Genomic DNA, 26,606 nt, shown 5'->3' with positions numbered 1-26,606 from the left:
TTTCAGAGGTTAGAATATAAGGAATGTCCATGGTTTTTCATTAATAAGATGTAATTATAATTATGCGTCTTCATTGCAAAAAAAAGAAGCATCATCATTTGCCTGCTTCTCCTCCCGATCCTGCATGACCCACTGCTGTTTCCATCAACTGTCCCTTTTGGCCGATCTGAAGCTTTGCTAATTTATTCATATAAAATTTGTATTTCCAATCCGTCACATCGGTTTCCACAATTTTTTTCTGACAAGAGTCACAGATTAGTTGATTGCAGATATGAATACCTTCAACATCTTCGCGTCCGCAAATCAAGCATGCTTCCTTCGCCTGATTCAATTCGCGCATTGCCATCTTTCGTCACCTCCACACTCAGTTTCTCCATTCATTCAAAAACTATTCATCAATCAGCTAGCAAACTAGTTTCCCGTCTTATTTTAATAAAATGATGTGCGTCTCTGCTTTATCTAATGTATGTTTTTTGGGCTTGCCCCGTGTATGTGGCACAAAAGCTCACAATTAATCATTCACACTGGTTAACAAGCATTGACAGCATGGTAGAACAATGATTATAATTTATTAAAATTATTAGAAAATTTAATTGTCCCCGCGGGGATGGCCAAATGCCGGATATGCTACAAGATGCACTTCCGCAGGCTGCGGTGGCTTCGACGTTGCTCATAGGATGTACTTTCACAGGAGGTGATGACTTTCGCGTTGTGTACAGGACGTACGCGTACTTAGCGAAAGATCCTTTACTGTTAGTCGAAGATCCTTTATTTATCCGATCACTTACCTAAATTTCTTTAAGTCCTTTTATTTATATCTGTGTTTAAAAATTCAATAAAATTCATTGGGTTTGCGTCTGTTCGCATTGCGGCACAACTAATATTGCCGCAACAGCCCTCCTTAAGGGAGACGAGTTTGCCATGTTTACGATCGACCATTCGAAAACAACCTGCTTTAATGAAATGTTTCTGCCGGACGGTCGGATCAGGACGCACTATCAGAAATTGTTTGATTGTCTGCAGACACTTGGAGAGAACGAGCTTTTGGATCGCTCCAAAGAAATCAAACAACAGATGGTGCGTCAAGGCGTTACCTTTCAACTGTACACGGCAAATCAAGCAAGTGAACGTATCATTCCTTTCGACATCATACCAAGAATTATTTCACATGATGATTGGGAAAAACTAAGTGCCGGACTCAGACAGCGAGTACGTGCACTGAATCATTTTATTCATGATGTCTATCATCAGCAGCAGATTATAAAGGACGGTTTGATCTCTAGAAAACATATCGTGAATAATCCCTATTTTTTGCCGGCAATGGCCAATGTCGAAGTGCCTGAGAATGTCTATATCGCTCTTTCGGGCATTGATCTGATCCGTGATGAACACGGCGCCTACTATGTACTTGAAGATAACCTGCGGACACCGTCCGGTCTTTCTTATGTGTTTAAAAATCGTTCGCTTATGATGCATTATTTCCCTGAACTCTATTTTTCCTCAAACGTTCAAAGCATCGAGCAAGGTACTCAGGATCTGCTTACAGCGTTGCACGATCTGGCACCGCATCATAAGCAGGATCCCTGCATTGTCCTTTTGACTCCGGGTCGATACAATTCTGCCTACTTTGAGCATGTTTTCCTGGCACAGCAAATGGGCATCGAACTCGTCGAGGGACCAGATCTGCGCGTCGTAGACCAAAAAGTGTACATTAATTCTATTGAGGGATTGAGACAAGTCGACGTGATCTATCGCCGGCTTGATGACGATTTTCTTGATCCGCTTGCCTTCAACCCGAATTCACTGCTTGGCGTAGCCGGTTTGATGAACGCCTATCGAGCAGGAAATGTGGCCATCGCCAATGCGCCGGGAACTGGCGTTGCTGATGACAAAGCCGTTTATACCAAGGTTCCGGACATGATCCGCTATTATTTGCATGAAGAACCGATATTGAAAAATGTTCCCACCTATCATTTAGAGAAAAAAGAAGACCGAGAATTCGTTCTGGATCAATTGGAAAAAATGGTGGTCAAAGAAACATCGTTATCCGGCGGCTACGGCATGCTGATCGGTCCGCAATCCACGCCTGAGAAGGTTGCCCTGTTCCGGAAAAAGATTTTGGAACATCCGGATCGATATATTGCTCAGCCGACCATCAATCTTTCTGCCGTTCCGACGCTTACCGACGGCCACATCGAAGATCGGCACATCGATCTTCGCCCGTTTATCATCCAGGGCAAGAAAATTTCTGTTATTTCCGGTGGACTGACTCGCGTCGCCATGACGAAGGGTTCGCTCGTTGTTAACTCGTCGCAAGGCGGAGGAAGCAAAGACACTTGGATTGTTTAATCCCTTCTGCGCGACTCATTAGTTCTAGGAGCAGCAAAGACACTTAGATCGTTTAGTCCCTTCTGCGCGACTCATTAGTTCTAGGAGCAGCAAAGACACTTGGATTGTTTAATCCCTTCTGCGCGACTCATTAGTTCTAGGAGCAGCAAAGACACTTGGATTGTTTAATCCCTTCTGCGCGACTTATTAGTTCTAGGAGCAGCAAAGACACTTGGATCGTTTAATCCCTTCTGCGCGACTCATTAGTTCTAGGAGCAGCAAAGACACTTGGATCGTTTAATCCCTTCTGCGCGACTCTAGTTGTCCCGGAGAGCGGTAAAAAATAAGGGATTGTTTCTCATCTTGTGTAAAACAGAAATACCGGAACGCTCACCTCCATCCCATTTTCCACTCAAGCGGAGATAGATGGGCAAGAAATAAAATTCAGAAGCAAATAAGAGGGGATCCGCATGATCGGTAGAATCGCTGAATCATTATACTGGCTGGGGCGTTATCTGGAGCGTATCGAAAATCACGCCCGCCTCATTGATGTCGACTACCACCGCCAATCCACACACACTGAGCGGGAACAATATCCGTGGAAGGAACTTATTGAAACGCTGGCGGATGTGCACGCTTTTCAAGAGCAGAATCTTGCCTATAACGAGTCCTCCGTGCTCAACACCATTATTTTTGATCAAGCAAATACAAATTCAATACGATCCTGCGTGACGAGCGCACGCGGGAATGCGCAGGCAATTCGTGAACGTCTCCCGAGCGAACTGTGGGATGCAATCAACAGCTTTCACCTGTGGTTGAATGAACAAAAATTGGAGAATCTGCTCATCTACCCGCACACATTTTTTGAGCAGATCAAGAACCAGACCGCACTGTTTCAAGGTATAGCCGGATCAACCATGCTGCGTGGTCAGGAATGGCAGATGCTTCAGGTGGGAAAATATTTAGAGCGCGCCGAGAACACGCTGCGCATCCTGCGCGTCGTCTATTGCCAAAATGGAATGGAACTGCCGTACGGCGATGCGCTCGCTCTACTGAAATCTGTCAGCGGCTACGAAGCCTTCCGCAAGTGCCTCTCCAATAAAATTTCGACGAACAGCATTCTCGAATTTTTAATGCTCAGTCCCGTATTTCCGAGATCGACACGTTTTTCGCTCTATCACTTGAACGAACACCTTGCCAAGCTCTCCGAATTCCGCGGCGGTATCTCGCCTACTATTCAGAATGTGCGTAAATCAATTGGTAAGATGCACGCCCAACTCGATTATATGGATCCTTCCGAAATCGCTCGAACAGGAGTAGCCGATTTTCTCGACCTTGAAGTTCGACGCTGCAACATGATCGGAGCGGCGATCGGTCAAATGTTTTCTGCAAAGGGGGTCAGCGTGCTGTCTTTTTGATCCATTCTTCTCAATAAGCAGCCGCGCCAAACAATGAAATTTCAAATTCAGCATACAACTCATTATCAATACGACGGCGAAGTGGCAGACAGTGTCAATGAAATTCGTCTTTCTCCGCGAACGAATGGAAGTCAGTCTTGCTATCAGCACTCGATTACGACCTATCCCCATGCGCCGCTCTTTGTCTATGAAGATTACTTTGGAAACCGTGTGCATGCCTTTTCCATTTCAGAGCCGCATACGGAACTGACCATTACCGCACGCTCAGTGGTCGTCACCAGCGATGCTATGACGCCTCGAACAAGCATTCTTCCTTTTGAACAAGAGCAAGCAATCATGAAAAGCGATGCATTCCAGGATCAGTTTGCCGAGTATCTGGCACCGACTGACTACACGCAAAACACAACTGATGTTCAGCAGATCGCTCATCGTTTTTTGTCCGGTTCAGTTGAATCCGTATCACAGCTGTTGGCTGAAGTCACAACGGCAATTAAGAAGGAATACATTTACGATCCCGCCGCAACACAAGTACAAACGAAAATCGATGAAATGATCAAAATCCGCAGAGGGGTTTGCCAGGATTTCGCTCATCTGATGCTTGCGCTCTGCCGATGCCTCGGTATTCCCGCGCGGTATGTCAGCGGCTATCAATACATATCGGATTTAAGCGGCGGCAACGCGGACTTCGAACAAGCCTCGCATGCCTGGATCGAGGCCTACATCCCTGATGTAGGCTGGACAGGATTTGACCCGACAAACGATGTGCCCGTCGGCTGGCGCTACATCATACTTGCCTATGGACGGGATTACAAGGATATCGTACCCGTCAAAGGTGTTTACCACGGCACCCCGCGGCAGAATCTTAAGGTTGATGTGGACGTAAAAAAATTAGCTGATATTGTATAAAAGCAGACGCTCGGATTTTCCGGCGCCTGCTTTTTAATCTTGATTTAGTTCTTTTAATATATTCTGAATTCCATGTGTCGCATTTTGCGCCTTTGCCATTCGATCAATGTAGTCATATCGATTTTTATAAACCATGGAAAGGGTCTGTTTCAATTCATCGGGCGTCAACGAATCATTGTCGAGTACTTCGCAGAATCCTTTTTCTTTAAAGGATTTAGCATTAAGGACCTGATCACCGCGGCTGACGCGCAGCGGCAGCGGTATTAAGATCATTGGCTTTTTTAGTGCCAGAAACTCGAAAATTGCATTGGAACCGGATCTTGATAAAATAATTGAGGCAGCTGCCATGACATCCGGCAGTTCTTTATCAATAAATTCAAACTGCCTGTATCCTTCTGTGGACCCAAGTTCGGGAATGATATACCCCTTGCCGCACAGATGTACAATCTGATACGTTTTCAGTAGTTCAGGCAGCAGCTCACGGACTACATCATTGATTTTCTTTGCGCCAAGACTGCCGCCCATAATAAGCAGCACCGGTTTTTCTCCTTGAAAACCGAGAAATTCCAAACCCTTGCTTCGATCCCCTTTGCGCAGTACATCGCGTATCGGCGCCCCGGTATACACGACTTTGTCCTTCGGAAGATGCGCCCCGGCTTCCTCAAACGTCACAAAAAGTTTGGTGGCAAATTTAATCGCAATTCGATTTGCCAGTCCAGGCGTTATATCCGATTCATGAATATAAACCGGAATTCGGTTCATCCAGCCGCCGATGACTACCGGTACCGATACAAAACCGCCTTTAGAGAAGATGACATCCGGTTTAATTTTTTTCAAAATCAGATAAGCCTGCATTACACCCGCAAGCACCTTGAACGGATCCTTAAAATTTTTTAGATCAAAATATCTGCGTAATTTGCCGCTGGAAATGGCACGATAGTCGATTCCATGTGCCTGCACTAAATTTTTTTCGATCCCGGTCTTTGAACCGATATACGTAACCTCGCAGTCCTTCAATTCATCAATAAGCGCCAGATTCGGGGTCACATGTCCCGCTGAACCGCCGCCGGTAAACACAATTTTTTTTGCCATTGATCTGCCTCGCTTTATTCTTTACTCCACTGTAAAGAGTTTAATATACTTGCCCGCAAAGTAAAACAAAAAACGAAAAAAAGATTGCAGACAGAAAAAAAAGCAACCGGAACGCAGTCCGATTGCTTAGATTACATGAAATTATCCGATTTCCAAATGCTTCTCTTCATCAGCGAATTGACTGTTGTACAGATCAGCATAGAATCCTTGTTTCTCAAGCAGTTCATGATGCGTTCCTTGTTCAATAACATGACCGTGATTCATCACGAGAATCAAATCTGCCTCTCGAATGGTCGACAAACGGTGTGCTATGACGAAGCTTGTGCGATTCTTCATGAGCGTATTCATCGCTTTCTGGATATGAACCTCAGTACGCGTATCAACACTGCTGGTCGCCTCATCAAGAATGAGAATGACCGGATCAGCGAGGATTGCCCGTGCAATCGTCAGCAACTGCTTCTGCCCTTGAGAAATATTGCTGCCTTCTTCATTCAAAACAGTGTCGTAGCCCTCCGGCAGGGTACGGATGAAATGATCGGCATGAGCTGCTTCAGAAGCGCGCACAATCTCTTCTTCCGTCGCTCCCGCGCGTCCATAAGCAATATTCTCACGAATGGTCCCCTTAAACAGCCAAGTGTCCTGCAGCACCATGCCGAAGAGCTGATGCAGCCGTTCCCGTTTAATTGATCGGATATCTGTGCCGTCAACAGTAATTTTCCCTTTGCGCACCTCATAGAAGCGCATGAGCAAATTGACGAGCGTTGTCTTGCCCGCACCAGTTGGTCCAACAATGGCTACTGACTGACCTGCTTTCACGTCAATCGTCATATCCTCAATCAGCGGCTGATCTTCTTTGTAGCTGAAGTTTACATGATCGAAGGCGACATGCCCTTTCGGCAGCTGCAGTGGCTCCGATGCCTCATCATCCTTCGATACCTCTTCTTCATCAAGAATCTCAAAGATGCGTTCTGCGGACGCAATCGTCGATTGAATAATATTGGATATATTAGCGATCTGGTTGAGCGGTTGGCCAAATTGACGAGCGTACTGAATAAACGCTTGAATATCGCCGATTTGAATAGACCGATTGATCACTAAAATACCGCCGACCACTGAGATCAGAACGTAGCCGATGTTGCCGACAAACATCATCATCGGCATCATAATTCCAGACAAAAATTGTGCCTTCCATGCGGAATTGTAAAGCTTACCATTAATCGATTCAAATTTCCCTACCGACTCGCGTTCCTTTCCGAATGCCTTAATCACTTGATGACCGGTGAACATTTCTTCAACATGACCGTTGAGCTTCCCAATCTGCTCCTGTTGCTGTTTGAAATAGCCTTGTGAACGTTTCGTAATCTGCGCGATCCCAATAAAGCTGAGCGGAATCGTCACAAGCAGCACTAAGGTCAAAAGCGGACTGATCGTCAGCATCATCACGATAACACCGACAAGCGTGATAATCGATGTAATCGACGCCGTAAGGCTTTGCTGCAATGTGTTGCTGATGTTTTCCGAATCATTGACTGCACGGCTGAGCACATCCCCGTATGGATGCGCATCATAATAGCTGACAGGCAGCCCAGCCAGCTTCTCATTGACCTGCTTGCGCAGCTTATAGACCATTTTTTGCGAAACACCACTCATCAAGTACTGCATGATGAACGTGAATAATGAACTGAGTACATAGAGAAGAACAAGTGTGATCACGATCCCCCATATATAATTAAAATCAATATGGGCGCCCGGTACACCTTTCATTTTCATCATCATGCCTTCAAAAAGCTTTGTCGTCGCATTCCCCATTAATTTTGGGGCAATAATGGTAAAAATTGTGCTGAGAACAGCGGTTATAAATACCGCAATCAGCACCGCATAATGCGGTCTCAAATAACCCATCAGACGGCGAAATGTCTTCCGAAAGTTTTTTGGCTTTTGCACAGGCATCCTCATATGTCCGGGACCAAATCCGCCGGCACGTCGATTATTCTTAGTATCACTCATGCCAGTTCCTCCTTCTCCAATTGCGATGCGACAATTTCCTGATATACGGCACATGTTTCCATCAGCTCGGCATGCGTGCCTTCACCAACAATCTTTCCGTCATCGAGGACAATAATCTTATCCGCATGCAGAACGGTGCTGACTCGCTGCGCAACGATAATTAAAGCTGCCGTTTGCGTCATCCGTCCAAGCTCCGCCCTGAGCCGCGCGTCGGTACGATAATCGAGTGCGGAGAAGCTGTCATCCAAAAGATAGATATCCGCTTGGCGTGCTAATGCTCTAGCGATTGCCAGACGCTGCTTCTGGCCTCCGGAGACATTTTTACCGCCTTGTGCGATGACCGAATCGTAGCCGTCACTCATCTCCTGAATAAATTCGTCCGCCTGGGCAATGCGCGCTGCCTCTTTAATTTCTTCATCAGTAGCCCGCTCATTTCCATAGCGAATGTTTTCCGCAACGGTTCCAGAGAAGAGTACTGATTTTTGTGGGACATAACCAATCATTCGACGAAGCTTTTCAATAGAAATGGTCTTTACATCGACTCCGTTGACTCGCACACTGCCACTCACTGCGTCAAAATACCTTGGGATAAGATTAAGCAGTGTTGATTTTCCGGCACCCGTTCCACCGATAATGGCAGTTGTTTCTCCGGTTCGTGCCATAAATGATATGTCGTTTAATGCCGGATTTTCCGCCCCCGGATAACTGAACGTGACATTTCGAAATTCCACGCCTTGTGTGTTCTCATCATTGTTCACTAATGCAGTACTCTTTGCATCCTTAATATCCGGCCGAATATCGAGTACTTCATTGACACGTGTCGCAGAAATTTGCGCACGGGGGATCATGATGAACATCATCGCTCCCATGAGGACCGAAAACATAATTTGCATCGCATATTGGATAAATGCCATTAGATCACCAACCTGCATCGACCCGCTGTTGATTCGCAACCCGCCAAACCAGACGATAGCAACCATCGATAGATTCATAATTAGCATCATGAGCGGCATCGCAGCTGACATAATTTGATTGATACGAATAGACGTCTGCGTTATATCCTTGTTTGCATCATCAAAGCGATCAATCTCATGTTTTGTTCGGTTAAAGGAACGAATGACACGAATGCCTGTCAATTCCTCACGCAAGATTAAATTAAGCCGGTCCATTTTTTTCTGGATTTTTTTAAAATAAGGCAGACCCTTCTGCGCAAGCAAAAGAATTGATACAATCAAGAGCGGCAGCGTCACCACTAACACAAGCGAAAGCTTTGCATCCTTGTACACTGCCATGATGATTCCCCCGATGCACATCAGCGGTGCCATCGTCATCATCTTGAGAATCATCATATAAACCTGTTCAATCTGTGCAATATCATTTGTGGTCCTCGTGATCAGTGAACTCGTACCTACTTGATCAAATTCTTTTAATGAAAATGTCTCGACATGTGCAAACATTTTATTTCGCACATCGCGTCCGAATCCGGAAGCTACCTTGGACGCCAAATAATTAGCGAGAACGGTCAGAACCCCTGCAGCAAGCGTCACAAGCAGCATATATGCACCCATCTTATAAATATAGGGCATATCGCCTCTGACAATGCCCGTATCAACAATATCTGCCATTAGGGTCGGCAGATACAAGTTAGCCAATGATTGCAGGAATACAAAGAGGACGGAAAACAATGCCGGCCACAGATAAGGCCGCAAATATCTAGCCAAACGAATCATATACTTCATCTCCATTCTTCATAAAACATTATTTCAATACTTAAATGAATCATACTATGATGACTTTCTAAGTGTAACTGGTCTCTGTGAACCAATTATGAATCCATGCACAAAATTTTTTAGTTTCTTTGAATTTTTCGCTTCACACTATAATGGTCTGGGTACACAAAGGTAAACCCGGTTTTTAAAACATCTTGATCTGGGAAAAATCTGCTTTATTTAGAGTCCAAAAATAAATTTAACCTAATTTTTACCGACTCACCACATAACAACTATAGTAAAGGCTTTATATCAAGCATAAAAGTCGTTTACAAACTTGGGGATGCACTCAACCTTTCAGAAATAAAAAATTGGTTTTTTTGAAAGCAAAAACACGCACCTCTCAAAATTGAGAAATGCGTGTTTTTCAATTGCCTGGCAGTGACCTACTCTCACAGGGGGACAGCCCCCAATTACCATCGGCACAGAAGAGCTTAACGACCGTGTTCGGGATGGGAACGGGTGTGACCTCTTCGCTATGACCGCCAGACTTCCGGCTCGCATGAGCCTTCAAAACCGGTAACGAAAGCAATCGAAACAAAACAAGTGAATCCAAGTTCTTCTGGGTTAAGCCCTCGACCGATTAGTATCTGTCCGCTGCACACCTCACGGTGCTTCCACTTCAGACCTATCAACCTCATCATCTCTAAGGGGTCTTACTGATTTAAAATCATGGGAAATCTCATCTTGAAGGGGGCTTCATGCTTAGATGCTTTCAGCACTTATCCCGTCCACACATAGCTACCCAGCGTATGCTCCTGGCGGAACAACTGGTACACCAGCGGTGTGTCCATCCCGGTCCTCTCGTACTAAGGACAGCTCTTCTCAAATTTCCTACGCCCGCGACGGATAGGGACCGAACTGTCTCACGACGTTCTGAACCCAGCTCGCGTACCGCTTTAATGGGCGAACAGCCCAACCCTTGGGACCTACTTCAGCCCCAGGATGCGATGAGCCGACATCGAGGTGCCAAACCTCCCCGTCGATGTGAACTCTTGGGGGAGATAAGCCTGTTATCCCCAGGGTAGCTTTTATCCGTTGAGCGATGGCCCTTCCATGCGGTGCCACCGGATCACTAAGCCCGACTTTCGTCCCTGCTCGACTTGTAGGTCTCGCAGTCAAGCTCCCTTGTGCCTTTACACTCTGCGAATGATTTCCAACCATTCTGAGGGAACCTTTGGGCGCCTCCGTTACCTTTTAGGAGGCGACCGCCCCAGTCAAACTGCCCGCCTGACACTGTCTCCGAACCGGATCACGGTTCAGGGTTAGAATGTCGATATCGTCAGGGCAGTATCCCACCGATGCCTCCACCGAACCTAGCGGTCCGGTTTCCAAGGCTCCTGCCTATCCTGTACAAACGATACCCACATCCAATATCAAGCTGCAGTAAAGCTCCATGGGGTCTTTCCGTCCTGTCGCGGGTAACCTGCATCTTCACAGGTACTATAATTTCACCGGGTCTCTCGTTGAGACAGTATCCAAATCGTTACACCTTTCGTGCGGGTCGGAACTTACCCGACAAGGAATTTCGCTACCTTAGGACCGTTATAGTTACGGCCGCCGTTTACTGGGGCTTCAATTCAAAGCTTCTCCCGAAGGATAACCTCTCCTTTTAACCTTCCAGCACCGGGCAGGTGTCAGCCCCTATACATCACCTTACGGTTTAGCAGAAACCTGTGTTTTTGGTAAACAGTCGCTTGGATCTTTTCACTGCGGCTCATCGGACCCGTAGGTCCGACGAGCACCCCTTCTCCCGAAGTTACGGGGTGATTTTGCCGAGTTCCTTAACGAGAGTTCTCCCGAGCGTCTTAGAATTCTCTTCTTGCCCACCTGTGTCGGTTTGGGTACGGGCACCGTTTCACTCGCTAGAGGCTTTTCTTGGCAGTGTAGGATCAGGCGCTTCGGTACTTAAGTTCCCTCCTCATCACCGTTTGGCGGATAGCAGCGGGATTTGCCTCGCTGCCGGCCTCGCGGCTTGAACGCACACTTCCATCCGTGCGCTCGCCTTACCTTCCTGCGTCCCCCCATCACTCAAACGTGAAACGCTGGTACAGGAATATCAACCTGTTGTCCATCGCCTACGCCTTTCGGCCTCGGCTTAGGCCCCGACTAACCCTGAGCGGACGAACCTTCCTCAGGAACCCTTAGGCTTTCGACGGAGAAGATTCTCACTTCTCTTTTCGTTACTCATACCGGCATTCTCACTTCCAAACGCTCCAACATGCCTCACGGCACATCTTCAATGCCCTTGGAACGCTCCCCTACCATGACCTTACGGTCATCCGCGACTTCGGTGCTGTGCTTAGCCCCGTTACATTTTCGGCGCGACGCCACTCGACCAGTGAGCTATTACGCACTCTTTAAATGGTGGCTGCTTCTGAGCCAACATCCTGGTTGTCTGGGCAACGTCACATCCTTTCCCACTTAGCACAAACTTAGGGACCTTAGTCGGCGGTCTGGGCTGTTTCCCTTTCGACGACGGATCTTATCACTCGCCGTCTGACTCCCGGACGTAAGGGCTTGGCATTCGGAGTTTGACTGAACTCGGTAATCCTGTGGGGACCCCTTATTCAATCAGTGCTCTACCTCCAAGTCTCACTCATCCGAGGCTAGCCCTAAAGCTATTTCGGGGAGAACCAGCTATCTCCGTGTTCGATTGGCATTTCACCCCTACCCACACCTCATCCCCGCATTTTTCAACATGCGTGGGTTCGGGCCTCCATTCAGTGTTACCTGAACTTCACCCTGGACATGGGTAGATCACACGGTTTCGGGTCGACAACCCTAAACTCATTCGCCCTATTCAGACTCGCTTTCGCTGCGGCTCCGCCTCTTCAGCTTAACCTTGCTTAGAATCGTCACTCGCCGGTCCATTCTACAAAAGGTACGCTGTCACCCCCCGAAGGGGGCTCCAACTACTTGTAAGCACACGGTTTCAGGATCTCTTTCACTCCCCTTCCGGGGTGCTTTTCACCTTTCCCTCACGGTACTGGTTCACTATCGGTCACTGGGGAGTATTTAGCCTTGGGAGACGGTCCTCCCGGATTCCGACGGGGTTTCTCGTGTCCCGCCGTACTCAGGATCCACTCCGGAGTGCACGTTCCGTCGGCTACAGGGCGTTTGCCTTCTTTGGCCGACCCTTCCAGGTCGTTCGCCTGAAACGTGCATTTCTGACTCCATGTGGAGTGTCCTACAACCCCAAAGAGCAAGCTCTTTGGTTTGGGCTGTTTCCCTTTCGCTCGCCACTACTCAGGAAATCGCATTTGCTTTCTCTTCCTCCGGGTACTGAGATGTTTCAGTTCCCCGGGTCTGCCTTACTCTGCCTATGGATTCAGCAGAGCATCCTATCTGTTCAAGATAGGGGGTTCCCCCATTCGGAAATCTTCGGATCAATGCTTACTTACAGCTCCCCGAAGCGTATCGGCGTTCGTTCCGTCCTTCATCGGCTCCCAGTGCCAAGGCATCCACCGTGCGCTCTTTAAAACTTAACCACTGACGATGAAAATATTGCTCCTCATCCGCCACATTCATGATTAGTTTCTTGATCGTAAGATCAATTCAATAATCTTCTTGGATGTTTCTTGACTTTCTTTCGTTGCTTTCGTTATCCAGTTTTCAAGGTTCAAGGCTGCCTTTCGGCACGCCGGTGAAGGAATGATTCCTTCAAAACCAAACAAAAGTCCAAGCGCTTCGCTATTGATCGTTTCCTTAGAAAGGAGGTGATCCAGCCGCACCTTCCGATACGGCTACCTTGTTACGACTTCACCCCAATCATTTGTCCCACCTTCGGCGGCTGAGTCCATAAAGGTTCTCGCACCGACTTCGGGTGTTACAAACTCTCGTGGTGTGACGGGCGGTGTGTACAAGGCCCGGGAACGGATTCACCGCGGCATGCTGATCCGCGATTACTAGCAATTCCGGCTTCATGCAGGCGAGTTGCAGCCTGCAATCCGAACTGGGGGTGGCTTTATGGGATTAGCTCGACCTCGCGGTTTCGCTGCCCTTTGTACCACCCATTGTAGCACGTGTGTAGCCCAGATCATAAGGGGCATGATGATTTGACGTCATCCCCACCTTCCTCCGGTTTGTCACCGGCAGTCACCTTAGAGTGCCCAACTGAATGCTGGCAACTAAGATCAAGGGTTGCGCTCGTTGCGGGACTTAACCCAACATCTCACGACACGAGCTGACGACAACCATGCACCACCTGTCACTCTGTCCCCCGAAGGGGAACGGCCTATCTCTAGACTTGTCAGAGGATGTCAAGACCTGGTAAGGTTCTTCGCGTTGCTTCGAATTAAACCACATGCTCCACTGCTTGTGCGGGCCCCCGTCAATTCCTTTGAGTTTCAACCTTGCGGTCGTACTCCCCAGGCGGAATGCTTAATGTGTTAACTTCAGCACTAAGGGTTGGACCCCCTAACACCTAGCATTCATCGTTTACGGCGTGGACTACCAGGGTATCTAATCCTGTTTGCTCCCCACGCTTTCGCGCCTCAGCGTCAGTTACAGACCAGAGAGCCGCCTTCGCCACTGGTATTCCTCCACATATCTACGCATTTCACCGCTACACGTGGAATTCTACTCTCCTCTTCTGTACTCAAGCTTCCCAGTTTCCAATGACCGTTTGCGGTTGAGCCGCAAGATTTCACATCAGACTTAAGAAGCCGCCTGCGCGCGCTTTACGCCCAATAATTCCGGACAACGCTTGCCACCTACGTATTACCGCGGCTGCTGGCACGTAGTTAGCCGTGGCTTTCTGGCCGGATACCGTCACTGCAAGAGCATTTCCTCTCCTGCACGTTCTTCTCCGGCAACAGAGCTTTACGATCCGAAAACCTTCTTCGCTCACGCGGCGTTGCTCCATCAGACTTTCGTCCATTGTGGAAGATTCCCTACTGCTGCCTCCCGTAGGAGTTTGGGCCGTGTCTCAGTCCCAATGTGGCCGATCACCCTCTCAGGTCGGCTATGCATCGCTGTCTTGGTGGGCCGTTACCCCGCCAACTAACTAATGCACCGCGGGCCCATCTGTCAGTGATGGCCGAAACCATCTTTCAGCCCTGCACCATGCGGTGCAGGGGATTATCCGGTATTAGCTGCGGTTTCCCACAGTTATCCCAGTCTGACAGGCAGGTTACCCACGTGTTACTCACCCATCCGCCGCTCACTTCCGGGAGCAAGCTCCCTTCTATGCGCTCGACTTGCATGTATTAGGCACGCCGCCAGCGTTCGTCCTGAGCCAGGATCAAACTCTCCAAAAAGTGTTACTTGATGTCGGATACGAGATCCGGCCTTGCTTTTTCGTTCATAAGATCCATAGCAAAATTGAATTGATTATGGGGTTTAAAACCCTTATATCACGCTTGGCTTTTGTTCAGTTTTCAAGGAACATTCTTCGTTGCATCGTTCCTAACAGCAACTTTTAAATAATAACACGTTTCTATCAGGAAGTCAACATCTTTTTTTAATTCATTTTCATCGCGTTTCAGCGACAAGAAACATCTTAACATAGATTCAATATCTCGTCAACAACTTTTTTTGTCCTCCGAAACACGGCAAGAAACATCATATCATTCGATGTATAGTAAGTCAATACCCCTTTATCAAAAACAATAAACATTAAAAAAATAACTTCTCCTCTGGCAAAGTCTCTGTCGTGACGGCAATGAACAGCTACATGAGCGTGCATATACATTAGAAGAAACTTTTTTAGAATCGTTTATAACCAACTTGCTACAATCTATAGATTATAAATAAAAAGCCCCCGCTTATCCGCCCAGCGAGAACTTAATAATAACTAATGCAGCGATACCAGGTAGCCCAAGGAGTCCGCTGACTGCCGACGTCGCTAAATTAATTGGAATATGCATGCTGAATGATTCGCCGATAACATTCAGCAGAAAGAGCAGCAATGCACCGACCACAAGACGAACTGCCAACTTGCCTATCCATTTTACAGGATGGAACGAAGCACCTGCGGCCATGACCACAAGAAACAAAATAATAATGCCGACAATTATATAGATATAATTGGTCAAAAGACACGCCTCCTCACCTAATATAATAGAAAAGCCATAGGTTGTCCCCAATGATTCCCGTTTATAAAAGGTATGAACGCATGTCCCTTTTAGAACCTTATTTATTTATGAAGTGTTTTTGCGCGCGAATTTCCTTTAGTAAGTAGAAATATTTAGCTTCCGCGAGTTTCAGCTGATGCATGACCTCATCGGATGGATCAATACTGGCATCAATCACTCTTTTCTTTGTCATCCACTCGGTTTTGCATTGTTCGAGCAGTCCAAGGAGTGATTCATTCATTTCCTTACGCAATACACCTTTTTTTCGGCCAAACATCGCTAACATCTCCAATAATTCCGTTTAACCTTCCTGATAAACATCAAAGCCGCGAACGATACCCTTAATCAGAGTTCTCTTCGCCCTTCTAATGCTTTAGAAAGTGTCACTTCATCCGCGTATTCCAAATCACCGCCTACCGGCAGTCCATGAGCAATACGTGACGTTTTGACGCCGATCGGCTTTACAAGACGCGAGATATACATCGCCGTCGCTTCGCCTTCAACCGTTGGATTGGTTGCAAGGATAATTTCTTTAACTTTTTCATCTTCAAGTCGGCGAATCAGTTCGGCGACCTTAATATCTTCCGGACCAATGCCGTCCATTGGTGAGATAACACCATGCAGCACATGATATAAGCCATGGTAATCACGCATCTTCTCAAGGGCTACCACGTCCTTTGGATCCTGTACAACACAAATGGTAGAATGGTCTCGCGAAGAATCATCGCAGATCGGGCACGGGTCATGATCACTAATGTTCTGACATACCGAACAATAGACTAATTTTCGTTTCACATCGACTAGCGCGCGCGCAAAGCCCATGACATCCTCTTCGTTCATATCAACTGTATAGAACGCGAGGCGCACCGCTGTTTTCGGGCCGATTCCCGGAAGCTTCATAAAGCTGTCGATCAATTTCGCAATCGGTTCAGGATACTGCATCACCGATCTCCTTCCGCTTGTTGTCAAGAAAGCTCATAATGAACGGACAGCGAACTCCGTTTTATCTAGTCACGGAATTCGCCGCCCGATCGATTGACTCAATTACATTCCAGGAAGATTCAACCCCTGAGTAAACTTGCCAAGCCGCTTTTGCGCCAGTTCATCCGCATGCGCAAGTGCATCGTTTACTGCAGCCACAATGAGATCTTGCAACATTTCCACGTCGTCCGGATCTACAGCCTCCGGATTGATTGCCACGTCAACAATCTGCTTTTGTCCGCTTGCCTTGACCGTAACAACGCCGCCTCCGGCTGTTCCTTCTACAATCTCTTCTTTTAATTTATCCTGAGCCTCAGCCATTTGTTTTTGCATTTTCTGTACCTGACGCATCATGTTGTTCATATTTCCTCGCATCATGTCAATCGCCTCCACTATTGATTAATCTTTAATATCGAGCAAATCGGGACCGACCAGCTTTTTTGCTTCTGCAATAAGAGGATCCTCCTCCTCTTTCTTGCCGTCATTGTCCGGATTTGATTTCGAACGTTCAATAAAATCTTTCTTCAGGGTTTTCCATGTATCCTCAGGAATAGGATACATGGTTTTCTGTTTCTTTGTCACGTCCTGAACAATGGATTGGACTAACCCCATGATATTACTTTTGTTTTCCATGACCATCTGACAATGAAAATCATATTTAAAAGCTTGCACAAAACCTTCCGCGGAGCTTGCTACGGGCTGACTCTCCAGCATCCAAGCATGTGCCGCCACATTTTCCGAACGAATCTTCGCCATCACCTTTGCCCATACCGATCGCAGTTCAATTAAATCCTCTTTTGTCGCATCCTCAAGGACACGATTAATATGCGCGGTCGGAATGCGCAGACTGCTGTTTCTGCGCGGCGCGCGCGCATGATTTGATTCCGGTTGAGGATCTTGACGAGACGCAGCAGGAGATGCAACGGACAATTGATGAACCTGTTGTTCCAGCGCGTTGAGCCGTTTCTGCAGGGCAGAAGAGTCGGAAGAACCCGCTGCCGCCCCACTCATTGTCTCTGAATGCTCGCACAATCGAACAACAGCCATCTCAAGCAAAATTCTCGGATGGTTGGTCCTTTTCATGTCAAGAAGTGCACTGTTCAACTGATTGATGACTTGAAAAAGCCTGTCGGACGGAACATTTTCCGCTTGCTTGCGGAAATCATCGTCAACTCGTGGACGACTCAACAAGTCTTCAAGCTGTGGAGACGTTTTATAAAGCAGAAGATCTCGATAATAGAAGATCATTTGCTCCATCAACCGCAGCGGATCCTTGCCCTGTTCCAAAAGTTCGCCGATTTTCCCAATCGCTCCTGCTGCATTGCTATCCTCAAGGAATTCAATTAATTCACGAACCATCTGGTCGGCAACCATGCCCGTCACATCAAGAACATCTTGAACGGTAACCGTTGCTTCGCTGTAAGCGGCAGTTTGGTCCAATACACTTAGTGCGTCACGCATTCCGCCTTCACTTGCCTTAGCAATCAGTTGAAGTGCTTCGTCTTCCGCATCAATTTTCTGATCTTGGACGACAAAACGCAGCCGCTCAAAAATTTCAGATGAAGGGATGCGGCGGAAATCAAATTGCTGGCAGCGAGAAATGATCGTGAGCGGTATTTTCTGAGGCTCAGTTGTCGCAAGGATAAAAACAGCATGTTCCGGCGGTTCTTCCAGCGTTTTAAGCAGCGCGTTAAAGGCACCTGTTGACAGCATATGCACTTCGTCAATGATATAAACTTTGTAACGGACTTCACTCGGCGCATATTTTACCTTGTCGCGAATATCACGTATCTCATCCACGCCATTGTTCGACGCGGCATCAATTTCAATGACATCGGCAATGCTCCCGCTCGTGATGCCCCGGCAGGCCGCGCACTCATTGCACGGTTCGGCAGCCGGCGCATGTTCGCAGTTAATCGCCTTCGCAAAAATCTTAGCGGCGCTTGTCTTCCCTGTCCCGCGCGGTCCGGTGAATAGATAAGCGTGAGAAAATTGCTGTTTTGTCAGCGCGTTCTGGAGAGTCTGGGCAATGTGCTGCTGCCCGGCCAAATCATGAAAAGTTTGAGGCCGGTAGACTCTGTAAAGCGCCTGATAAGCCATCTTCTTCCCCCTTTTACCGAATACGCTCGGCGTTAATGATATACGTTCATTATAACGGTTACTGTGATTGAAAGAAACTGCGGCACAAATCTTTCTGCACGAAAAAGCAAGAGCCGCCGAAGATCAGCTTCGACAGCTCTTGCAAAATTATTTTTAACGCCGTGCACCTTTCGTCGATCAAGACATCATGAGCGCTTCTCAAGCCGCCGGCTCAGCCCAGGCAGCCCCGCGGCACACGAAAGGTCTCACTTACTGCTGCTTCCTTCCGGACCTGACAGGGTTCATGAGTTTCCGTTGCGCGGGACCCAAGCGTCAACACCACGTACTTGAGGCTGCCCCACAATGCCGAGACCTCGTGAAAGGAATTCAACCTCGCTACAGCGGATTGCGAGTTACAGGGCACCGCTACCTCCCCATCTAGCACGGCTAATTTTCTAACAAATTAATGGCGGAGGCGAGAGGATTTGAACCCCCGCGGCGCCGAACGACGCCCTAACTGATTTCGAGTCAGTCCCCTTCAGCCACTTGGGTACGCCTCCACAGCCAAATACCGTAACTGCTTCAATTCAGATTCATGCTTGCTTCATAAATCGTTACGACGATGGTTAGTTTAACATAAAAATTAAGAGAGAGCAAGAAGGCACAACAACTGTATATCCCCATTATAAAATCACTTTTACAACACAATCCGTCTCTTTTATTAAAAGATTTGCCACCCAAGAAATTGATGATGCCTGATTTCGCGAAGATTCATTTAAATAATTCGTTAAATTGCTGTTTTCCCCGTTTCGTTAAGGCCACAGCTCGAGTTTGATTAGGGCGATAGAGCCATTCTTGATCAAACATGGCTTCTAACAAACGCCTGCCCATTAAGCCTTTTAAATGAAATTTACGTTCGCTCCAATCGATGCATGGCAGAATTAAATCATTTTGCCGGCATTCATGATCAGTAAAAACAATCTCAAAGTGTTTTTCTAGCAAAGCAAAGCCCTTAGAGGTTATGGTTAGTCCAGCTCGCTCTTGAGTAATCCAGTTCTTTTCCACTAGTTGCTGCATGAGCACGACACCCAGTTTTCCAGCAAGGTGGCTGTAACACGTTCGAGCATTCTGCAAAGCGGCTTGCTGTTGGTTTTCCCTAAAAGAATGTACGTTTTTTTGTGGGGAAACCACTAAAATCTGCTCAATTAAATCTGCAATTTGTCGATCGGCTAGTCGAAAATAATGCCAGCGTCCTTGAACATAACTTTCTAACCAATTTTGAGCTGTTAATTTAGCCAAATGGAAGGAAATAGTATTTGCCTTTAAGGTTGTTGCTCTAGTAATTTCATTGACCGTATGAAAACGGTTATCCATCAAAAAAACCAAAATTTTTGTACGATGGGTATTTCCTAATAGATTGGTAACTACTGAACTATCTGGTGTCTGCATTGATCATTTCCTCATCTCGAACGCATTCGATATGTTTCCTTTATAAAATAAAGCATACCATGTTAAATGAAGAGGAGCATACCGATGGCGCATATCAAAACACAATTAAATAGTCTTTACTATGGATTTCCTGTAGCTTTATTGACGAGTTGGGACCAGAAAACAGGCACGACCAACATCACACCCGTTTCTTCCGTTTGGTCATTAAGTGATCAAGTCGTTTTGGGAATCAGCCAAAACAGTAAATGTTTTGATAATCTGCAAAATACACCGGAACTGGTCTTAAATGTACCTGACCGACAATTGTGGACCCAGGTCGAAGCTATTGCGAAAACGACTGGTAAAAAAAGTCTTCCCGAGTATAAGAAAAAACGCGGCTATCACTACTGCTCGAATAAATTTGAATTGGGCGGTTTCACGGCAGACCACAGTTTGTTCGTCAAGCCAGAAAAAATTAAAGAATGCGGCATTCAAGTTGAATTGGCAGTCAATAAAATTAATTCAAGAACAGACTTTGCCATTATTGAAGCACAAGTTTTAACCAGCTATGTCGATTCCTGCTTGCTGGATGGTCAGCACATCGCTCATGCAAAATGGCATCCCATCTTTTACAAATTTAGAGAGTATTGTACGGATAATCAATCGTTAGGATTCAATTTCAGGTTCAATGAACATTAAAGACGCCGATCGTCAAAAAACGTAGCACATCAAGCTTGGTTCTACCAAAAAACCTCTCTATTTTTTTCTAGAGGGGTTTCAATCAACACATATATTATTTTTCCGTCCATCATTAAGAGGAGCTACCGTTTTGGGACTCACTACTTGTTTTCTTCCTTTTCTCTCTCAGCTTTCGAAAGAAATCTGTGAGCATCCGGCCACACCGATCACTAAGCACTCCGGCGACGACTTCGGTACGATGGTTGAAGCGGGGCTCCTGGACCAGATTCATCAGAGTGCCTGCGCATCCCGCCTTGGGATCTGCCGCGCCAAAGACCAAGCGGTCGATGCGTGATAAGACAATGGCGCCGGCACACATCGGGCACGGTTCCAGAGTGACATAGAGTGTGCATCCTGATAGGCGCCATGTTCCGAGTTCTCGGCTTGCTTCTTCAATTGCCATCAGTTCGGCATGTGCTGTCGGCTCCTGCAGCGTCTCGCGTTTGTTATAGCACCGTGCAATCACTTCACCGTTCTGAATAATTACCGCGCCGATCGGTACTTCGCCGATCGCTTCCGCCTTACCGGCTTCATTAATTGCGAGCTCCATAAAACGTTCGTCATCCGTGCACACAGATATCCCTCCTGTCTGAACAGCAGTATACCCAATGATGCGGCATAATTCAAATATGGAAAAAGAGACGCCTCATTAAAGAGCACGCCTCTTCATTAAAAATCGGAAACCAATTATTCTTCTTCATTAGAAAGATGCAACTTGTTAATCAGTGCAAAGAACAAGCTGAGCAGCACGCCAACGATCGTCGCAAGACCCATGCCGTTCAGAGGAACCTTGCCAACATTGATCGTCACACCACTAAGCCCGGTCGCAAAGATTACCGTTGCGAGAATGATGTTTTGCGCTTTGGCAAAATCAACCTTCGATTCGACAAAAATACGGAAGCCGTTGGATGCAATGACACCGTAAAGGATCAGCGAAATGCCGCCGATAACAGCCGAAGGAATGGATGAAATCAGTGCCGAAAGCTTACCGACAAAGGAAAGAACAACGGCAATAACCGCCGCTCCGCCAATGATCCATGTGGAATAAACGCGCGTAATTGCGAGTACACCAATGTTTTCGCCGTAAGTCGTATTCGGGGTCGCCCCGACAAATCCGGAAATGACCGTTGAAATACCGTTACCGAACATCGAACGATCAAGTCCCGGATCCTTAATCAGATCCTTGCCGACAATATTACCGGTAACAATCAAGTGGCCGATGTGTTCGGCAATGACGACTAGTGCTGCCGGAAGAATAATGGAAATGCTTGCCATATCCCAAGTCGGTGTATAGAAGTGAGGCAGAGAAAGCCAGCTTGCCGACGCAACCGGTTTAAAATCCAGAATACCGACACCCCAAGCAATAAAATATCCGGCAACAATACCGATCAGAATCGGAATAATTTTCATGAATCCGCGGAACAGTACCCATCCGAGAATGGTAATTAAAATCGTCAGGAGCGAGACAAGAACCGTTTTCGGATCCATTGCCCACTTGGCGACTCCTGCCGGGGCAATTAATCCGGCACTCGTTGCTGCTGTCGGAATCAGTTGCAGTCCGATGATCGCAACAATTGATCCCATCGTGACCGGAGGAAAAACAATATCAATCCACTTTGTACCAACGAGATGAATAATAAATGAAACAATAATGAAGACCAAGCCGACGGCGATAAATCCGCCGAGCGCAGCTTGATAGCCGCTCGTTCCGATTACCGCAAGCACCGGCGAGATAAACGCGAAGCTTGAGCCTAGATAAGCCGGAATTTTCCCACGACAGATTGCCAAATAAAGCAGCGTGCCAATTCCGTTCATCAGTAAAATGGTTGCCGGGTCAACCTTGAAAATAAGCGGTACAAGAACCGTAGACCCGAACATCGCAAATAAGTGCTGAAAACTTAAAGGAATACTTTCAATTAATGGAAGCTTTTCGTCTGTTTGAACGATGCGTCCTGCCACGTGCAACTCCTCCAACTATGTATAATTTGTCCAACTTGTTAAGTATAACGGATGTTCCATGACATGCAAAAGAATAAAATGAGCAAATATCCGAAAATTTTTCCCAAAAAAAGAAGACGCCGCAACGTCTTCTTTATATACTCACATTTAGTTTTTCGATCCGATACCGATGAATTGCAGAATATAAAGGAACAAGTTGATAAAGTCGAGATAGATCGACACAACAATCATCGGGATATCTTCATCCGTAAATCCATGCACGGTCAATCGGCTGAAATCAAACAATGTATACCCGACGAAAATAAGAATGCCAAGTCCTGAATAAATCTGCGCCGTCATCGTAGACACAGGGATAAAAACACTGAAAAGTGATAAAACAATCAGCGCAATTAGGCCAATGAATAAGAATCCGCCGAGAAAGGAAAAATCGCGTTTACTTACCATGGCATAAATCGCAATAGCGGCAAACGAAACCGTTGTTACCGTGAATGCCTGCATCACGAGCGACGCGCCAAGCAAGCTTACGTAGTGATTAATCGCCGTATATAAGGTCACACCGGAGATAAACATGAACCCATACATCAATGAGTAGCCGACCGCCTTACGCTTTCTTACACCCATCATCATAAAGAGCATCACAAATTCTACAATAAACAGCGGCAAGCGCAGTGCATCAGAGACGTATTGTCCCAAATAGAGTCCGACTGTTGTCACCAGCAACCCGGAAAAAAACGTTGCGAACAATTTCGAGTACGGTTTGCGAACCGCGTTCGATGCAAATTCAACCATAAGCTGTCATCCTCCTTAAAGCTTGTAATATACATACGTCTGATTTTCATCAAAAGTTTCCGTTGTCCACTACATATCTTTATGCTTTTATTAACCATTTTAAAAGGCTTACATCCATTATACAAAGAAAATTTGAAAAATCAAAAATAAGGAAAAGGCGGTTTCCTTTTCGGAGAACCGCCTTCCTCACCTTTTGACCCGGTTTTACTTTTGGTGTCGCCTTGCATTGACTTCAAGAATTTTTCCTGATTGTGTCTGCTGCGTTTCGCCGTTCACTTGATTGGGCGAATGCTTGGCATGTGACATGCCAAAACGTTTGATCAATTCATCGGTACTGCCCGGCTCTTTCACCTGTCATCCCTCCGTATGATCGCTATTCCGCTGCTTTTCATGTGCAGAAAACATCCGCTGCCCGGGGCGGGTATTTATGCTCCCGTCCGTACGCTTCGATACGTGCGAAGGATCCGCCGCCGGCCAAAGTTCCTCTTCATTCTGCACGCTGTATCGTGTTCCCGGCTTATCCACCAAGGTCAAAACCTCCTTTTCAAAAGGTGGTTTTATTATGTGCGGCATCACTTTTTCTATTCACTAAAAAAGGATTATTTTTTGCTCTGCTCCTCTATGTACTGTTTTTCCTCTGACGCAGATAATAATCCTGTTGCCTTGCCAATCGTCCCGCCTTGAAGCTTCCAAATTGTATTATGATCTTGGACTGCCTTGGAAAAATCGCCGTTTTTCCAGCGGGTCAAAATGGTGCGGTACGTCTTTTCATGGGTAAATTTATTCTTATCCAGTGCACGGTTCAGCCAATCAATACGATTTTTCGAAATTAAAATAAAGCCCCATTTTTGATCTGCCTTGACCTTCTGATGTGCCATTTCATGTATGAACAGCTGCATATCATCATCGGTTAAGTCATTTATCTTTTTATCCTTGCCAAAGGGATTTTTCTTGTCACTAGGATCCGCTTGGTTGATTTTTTCAATCATTTTCTCTGCTGTCTGCTGACGTACTTCGTTATGCTGCTGTTTCTGATAATAAAGGTAACCCGCTCCGCCAATTACAGCAAAGATAATCAAACAGCCTAAGATCGTAAAAAGAACCTTTTTCATTGTCGCGCCTCCCCCATGTTTAGGGTACTGGAGATCGGCACAATGCACAAGAACAAAACAGAAAATACTGGTAAATAAAAAGCCTGGCGCTAAAATGTGCCAGGCTGAATCATTTACTTATAATTTTTCGATGATTTTATCGACAAAGCCATATTCCTTCGCTTGTTCAGCAGTTAAGAAATTGTCACGATCCGTGTCCTTCAAAATCTGTTCATAGCTCCGGTTCGATGTCTCCGATAGAATCTTATTCAGCTTTTCTTTCGTCTTCAAAATATGACGTGCGCTAATTTCGATATCACTTGCCTGACCTTGCGCACCACCAAGCGGCTGATGAATCATCACTTCGCCGTTTGGAAGCGAAAGACGTTTGCCTTTTGTTCCCGATGTCAGGATGATTGAAGCCATTGATGCAGCCATGCCGACACAAATCGTCTGAATGTCTGGCTTAATAAAATTCATCGTATCCAGAATTGCAAAGCCGGCAGACACAGAGCCGCCTGGGCTGTTGACATAAATGGAGATATCCTTCTCCGAATCCTCCGAGGCTAAGAAAAGCAGCTGAGCAACAATGCTGTTTGCAACCTCATCGTTGATCTCCGAACCAAGGAAAATAACGCGATCCTTCAGCAAACGTGAGTAAATGTCATAGGAGCGCTCCCCACGGCTTGATTGTTCAATGACATATGGAATAAAAAATGATGACACAGTAATTCCTCCCTGTAATTCGATTCAATTATTTTATTATTAAGCAGCCAGTCGGCAGGTAATGCCAGAGCCGCCGAAACCGGATTTACGCGCATGGTGCAGGCGTGTTTCCTCATGATAGAGGGCAAGCAGCCGATCAGGATCGCCGCTTTGAAATGCATTGATATAGCGGACCAAACGCCGTTCATCAGGATGCGCATCCGGTCCAGGCTGATTAGATGCAACGCGCCTTTTCGCTCGATGATAAATCACACGCACATTGCCTTCGGTTTCTCCCAATCGCTTGGCGACCACAGGTGCAGTCAGTCCCAAACCTGCCTGCATTAAGTATACCAGTCTTTGCCTTGCATTTAACTTCTCAAGCACGATTTTCATCGCTGAAGCGAAATGTTCACTTGTGTTCTTTTCTTCACTGCGCGCAGCGATATCATCAAAGGATTCTTGACTATGTTCCGTCACACGTACTTTCCGATGCTCATCAATCCATGTGTTTGAAATGATGCGATAGAGATATGCCTTTGTGATCGAACGAGTCGCTCGTTCCTGCCATGCTTTGAAACATTTCATCATCGAACGCTGAAAAAGATCATCGCCGTCCCACACATTTCCCGCCAGTCTCACGCATTGCCTGTGCATCATCGTCATATATGGGCGGATGCGCTGCGCAAATGCATCATCCCGAGCCTGATTTTCCAATTGGCTGTTCATCGTCTGCCTCCTCCTTTGCCCTTATATCTATACAAACGAAATAATATCTCGAATTGTTACACGTTGATTCATTTAATGGACAACCGTCCATTATTCTTTAATAATGTATTTCGTGAAGCCTTCAGAGAATTCCTCCAGCCAATCGCCTGCTGCACCCCAATCCCAGGAGGTAAATAACGAACCTGATCCTCCTGTGACAACAGCCGTTACCTTTGTCGTCCCTAAAAGGTTATCAATGACCGCAGTTAATGCAGCATAATTGCTATTGCGAAAGAAATACTTTTGGTAAACAAGGATGCATTGCTCAACGCCATTTTCGTTTGAATGCGATTCAAACACTTGATCGGCATTCTCCTGCTTTTTTTTAACCAGTCGCTGCCTCTTGAGCCGATAAAGAAACAAAAAATGTACGATCAGCCATTTTCACGCCCCCTCGTTGAAACAAACCAGTAAATTACTTTTGACTTTATCAAAGTTACAATCGACATTCAAGAAAAGCGCAGACAGCTT

23 protein-coding genes, 1 tRNA gene, 3 rRNA genes and 1 other RNA gene are annotated in these 26,606 nt (G+C 46.5%); 4 read left to right on the top strand and 24 right to left on the bottom strand.

The genetic code is table 11. The annotated features are described in order from the left end of the window. Positions 1–94 precede the first annotated feature (94 nt). A complete protein-coding gene (locus AC6F33_RS00240; RefSeq protein ID WP_255749235.1) occupies positions 95–346 on the bottom strand; it encodes a sigma factor G inhibitor Gin in 252 nt (83 codons plus the stop codon). A gap of 575 nt (positions 347–921) precedes the next feature. Between AC6F33_RS00240 and AC6F33_RS00235 the strand changes: the two genes are divergently transcribed. From AC6F33_RS00235 to AC6F33_RS00225, 3 genes are all read left to right on the top strand, one after another. Next, on the top strand, positions 922–2,349 hold the full coding sequence (locus AC6F33_RS00235; RefSeq protein WP_480948122.1) for a circularly permuted type 2 ATP-grasp protein: 1,428 nt from the start codon (positions 922–924) through the stop codon (positions 2,347–2,349). Positions 2,350–2,798: 449 nt separating this feature from the next. Beyond that, positions 2,799–3,746 carry an alpha-E domain-containing protein gene (locus AC6F33_RS00230; RefSeq protein WP_255749765.1) on the top strand — a complete coding sequence of 316 codons (948 nt, stop codon included), beginning with the start codon at positions 2,799–2,801 and terminating at the stop codon, positions 3,744–3,746. Positions 3,747–3,779: 33 nt separating this feature from the next. Beyond that, a complete protein-coding gene (locus tag AC6F33_RS00225; protein WP_255749764.1) occupies positions 3,780–4,652 on the top strand; it encodes a transglutaminase family protein in 873 nt (290 codons plus the stop codon). A 33-nt stretch (positions 4,653–4,685) separates the two neighbouring features. Here AC6F33_RS00225 and murG read toward each other — a convergent pair whose 3' ends face one another. The 14 genes from murG to AC6F33_RS00155 form a co-directional block, all read right to left on the bottom strand. Further along, positions 4,686–5,744 carry an undecaprenyldiphospho-muramoylpentapeptide beta-N-acetylglucosaminyltransferase gene (murG, locus tag AC6F33_RS00220; protein WP_500777533.1) on the bottom strand — a complete coding sequence of 353 codons (1,059 nt, stop codon included), beginning with the start codon at positions 5,742–5,744 and terminating at the stop codon, positions 4,686–4,688. Positions 5,745–5,885: 141 nt separating this feature from the next. Further along, complete coding sequence (locus AC6F33_RS00215; protein WP_500777532.1) at positions 5,886–7,751, bottom strand: ABC transporter ATP-binding protein; 1,866 nt, start codon at positions 7,749–7,751, stop codon at positions 5,886–5,888. Further along, a complete protein-coding gene (locus AC6F33_RS00210) occupies positions 7,748–9,481 on the bottom strand; it encodes an ABC transporter ATP-binding protein (protein WP_255749759.1) in 1,734 nt (577 codons plus the stop codon). Before AC6F33_RS00210 ends, AC6F33_RS00215 begins: the two co-directional genes overlap by 4 nt. A gap of 412 nt (positions 9,482–9,893) precedes the next feature. Then, a 5S ribosomal RNA gene (gene rrf / locus AC6F33_RS00205) occupies positions 9,894–10,010 on the bottom strand. A 73-nt stretch (positions 10,011–10,083) separates the two neighbouring features. Next, positions 10,084–13,011 (bottom strand): 23S ribosomal RNA (locus AC6F33_RS00200). Between the two features lie 221 nt (positions 13,012–13,232). After that, positions 13,233–14,781, bottom strand: a 16S ribosomal RNA gene (locus AC6F33_RS00195). The 16S, 23S and 5S rRNA genes sit together here, the layout of an rRNA operon. A 507-nt stretch (positions 14,782–15,288) precedes the next feature. Then, the gene (locus tag AC6F33_RS00190; protein ID WP_255748651.1) at positions 15,289–15,558 is read right to left on the bottom strand and encodes a pro-sigmaK processing inhibitor BofA family protein; all 270 of its coding nucleotides are present in this window, start codon (positions 15,556–15,558) and stop codon (positions 15,289–15,291) included. Between the two features lie 97 nt (positions 15,559–15,655). Next, the gene (locus AC6F33_RS00185) at positions 15,656–15,874 is read right to left on the bottom strand and encodes a YaaL family protein (protein ID WP_255748652.1); all 219 of its coding nucleotides are present in this window, start codon (positions 15,872–15,874) and stop codon (positions 15,656–15,658) included. 68 nt (positions 15,875–15,942) lie between these two features. After that, entirely contained in the window at positions 15,943–16,539 is a 597-nt protein-coding gene (gene recR, locus AC6F33_RS00180; RefSeq protein ID WP_255748653.1) for a recombination mediator RecR, read from the bottom strand. Between the two features lie 102 nt (positions 16,540–16,641). After that, on the bottom strand, positions 16,642–16,956 hold the full coding sequence (locus AC6F33_RS00175; protein ID WP_370646080.1) for a YbaB/EbfC family nucleoid-associated protein: 315 nt from the start codon (positions 16,954–16,956) through the stop codon (positions 16,642–16,644). A gap of 21 nt (positions 16,957–16,977) precedes the next feature. After that, positions 16,978–18,678 carry a DNA polymerase III subunit gamma/tau gene (gene dnaX, locus AC6F33_RS00170; protein WP_255748654.1) on the bottom strand — a complete coding sequence of 567 codons (1,701 nt, stop codon included), beginning with the start codon at positions 18,676–18,678 and terminating at the stop codon, positions 16,978–16,980. Between the two features lie 159 nt (positions 18,679–18,837). Further along, positions 18,838–19,104, bottom strand: an RNA gene (gene ffs, locus AC6F33_RS00165) — signal recognition particle sRNA large type. 20 nt (positions 19,105–19,124) lie between these two features. Further along, positions 19,125–19,217 (bottom strand) — tRNA-Ser (locus AC6F33_RS00160). 211 nt (positions 19,218–19,428) lie between these two features. Then, positions 19,429–20,106, bottom strand: coding sequence for an ArsR/SmtB family transcription factor (locus tag AC6F33_RS00155; RefSeq protein WP_255748655.1), 678 nt, complete (start codon positions 20,104–20,106; stop codon positions 19,429–19,431). Positions 20,107–20,190: 84 nt separating this feature from the next. On the opposite strand from AC6F33_RS00155, the gene AC6F33_RS00150 reads away from it, so the two are divergent. Continuing rightward, entirely contained in the window at positions 20,191–20,784 is a 594-nt protein-coding gene (locus AC6F33_RS00150; protein ID WP_480948126.1) for a flavin reductase family protein, read from the top strand. A 112-nt stretch (positions 20,785–20,896) separates the two neighbouring features. On the opposite strand, the gene tadA is transcribed toward AC6F33_RS00150, so the two are convergent. The 9 genes from tadA to AC6F33_RS00105 all read right to left on the bottom strand — a co-directional run bounded on the left by tadA (position 20,897) and on the right by AC6F33_RS00105 (position 26,498). Then, on the bottom strand, positions 20,897–21,397 hold the full coding sequence (tadA, locus tag AC6F33_RS00145) for a tRNA adenosine(34) deaminase TadA (protein ID WP_255748657.1): 501 nt from the start codon (positions 21,395–21,397) through the stop codon (positions 20,897–20,899). Between the two features lie 113 nt (positions 21,398–21,510). Then, complete coding sequence (uraA, locus tag AC6F33_RS00140; protein ID WP_255748658.1) at positions 21,511–22,782, bottom strand: uracil permease; 1,272 nt, start codon at positions 22,780–22,782, stop codon at positions 21,511–21,513. A gap of 147 nt (positions 22,783–22,929) precedes the next feature. Next, complete coding sequence (locus AC6F33_RS00135; RefSeq protein WP_500777531.1) at positions 22,930–23,571, bottom strand: Bax inhibitor-1/YccA family protein; 642 nt, start codon at positions 23,569–23,571, stop codon at positions 22,930–22,932. A 204-nt stretch (positions 23,572–23,775) separates the two neighbouring features. Beyond that, positions 23,776–23,922, bottom strand: coding sequence for a YpzG family protein (locus tag AC6F33_RS00130; protein ID WP_255748660.1), 147 nt, complete (start codon positions 23,920–23,922; stop codon positions 23,776–23,778). Positions 23,923–23,925: 3 nt separating this feature from the next. Beyond that, positions 23,926–24,096, bottom strand: a complete 171-nt coding sequence (gene sspK / locus AC6F33_RS00125; RefSeq protein WP_255748661.1) for a small acid-soluble spore protein K — start codon at positions 24,094–24,096, stop codon at positions 23,926–23,928. 74 nt (positions 24,097–24,170) lie between these two features. Next, positions 24,171–24,683: a DUF6241 domain-containing protein gene (locus AC6F33_RS00120; protein ID WP_255748662.1), complete on the bottom strand. Its 513-nt coding sequence runs from the start codon at positions 24,681–24,683 to the stop codon at positions 24,171–24,173. A 117-nt stretch (positions 24,684–24,800) separates the two neighbouring features. Next, complete coding sequence (clpP, locus tag AC6F33_RS00115) at positions 24,801–25,388, bottom strand: ATP-dependent Clp endopeptidase proteolytic subunit ClpP (RefSeq protein ID WP_370646081.1); 588 nt, start codon at positions 25,386–25,388, stop codon at positions 24,801–24,803. A gap of 39 nt (positions 25,389–25,427) precedes the next feature. Further along, positions 25,428–26,096 carry an RNA polymerase sigma factor gene (locus AC6F33_RS00110; RefSeq protein ID WP_255748663.1) on the bottom strand — a complete coding sequence of 223 codons (669 nt, stop codon included), beginning with the start codon at positions 26,094–26,096 and terminating at the stop codon, positions 25,428–25,430. Between the two features lie 90 nt (positions 26,097–26,186). Beyond that, positions 26,187–26,498: a DUF6054 family protein gene (locus tag AC6F33_RS00105; protein WP_255748664.1), complete on the bottom strand. Its 312-nt coding sequence runs from the start codon at positions 26,496–26,498 to the stop codon at positions 26,187–26,189. Positions 26,499–26,606 lie beyond the last annotated feature (108 nt).

The organism is Sporolactobacillus sp. BBK16-2, from assembly GCF_059878335.1.
Note: the sequence above shows the minus strand (reverse complement) of the source record. Positions and strands in the feature narration are given on the sequence as shown.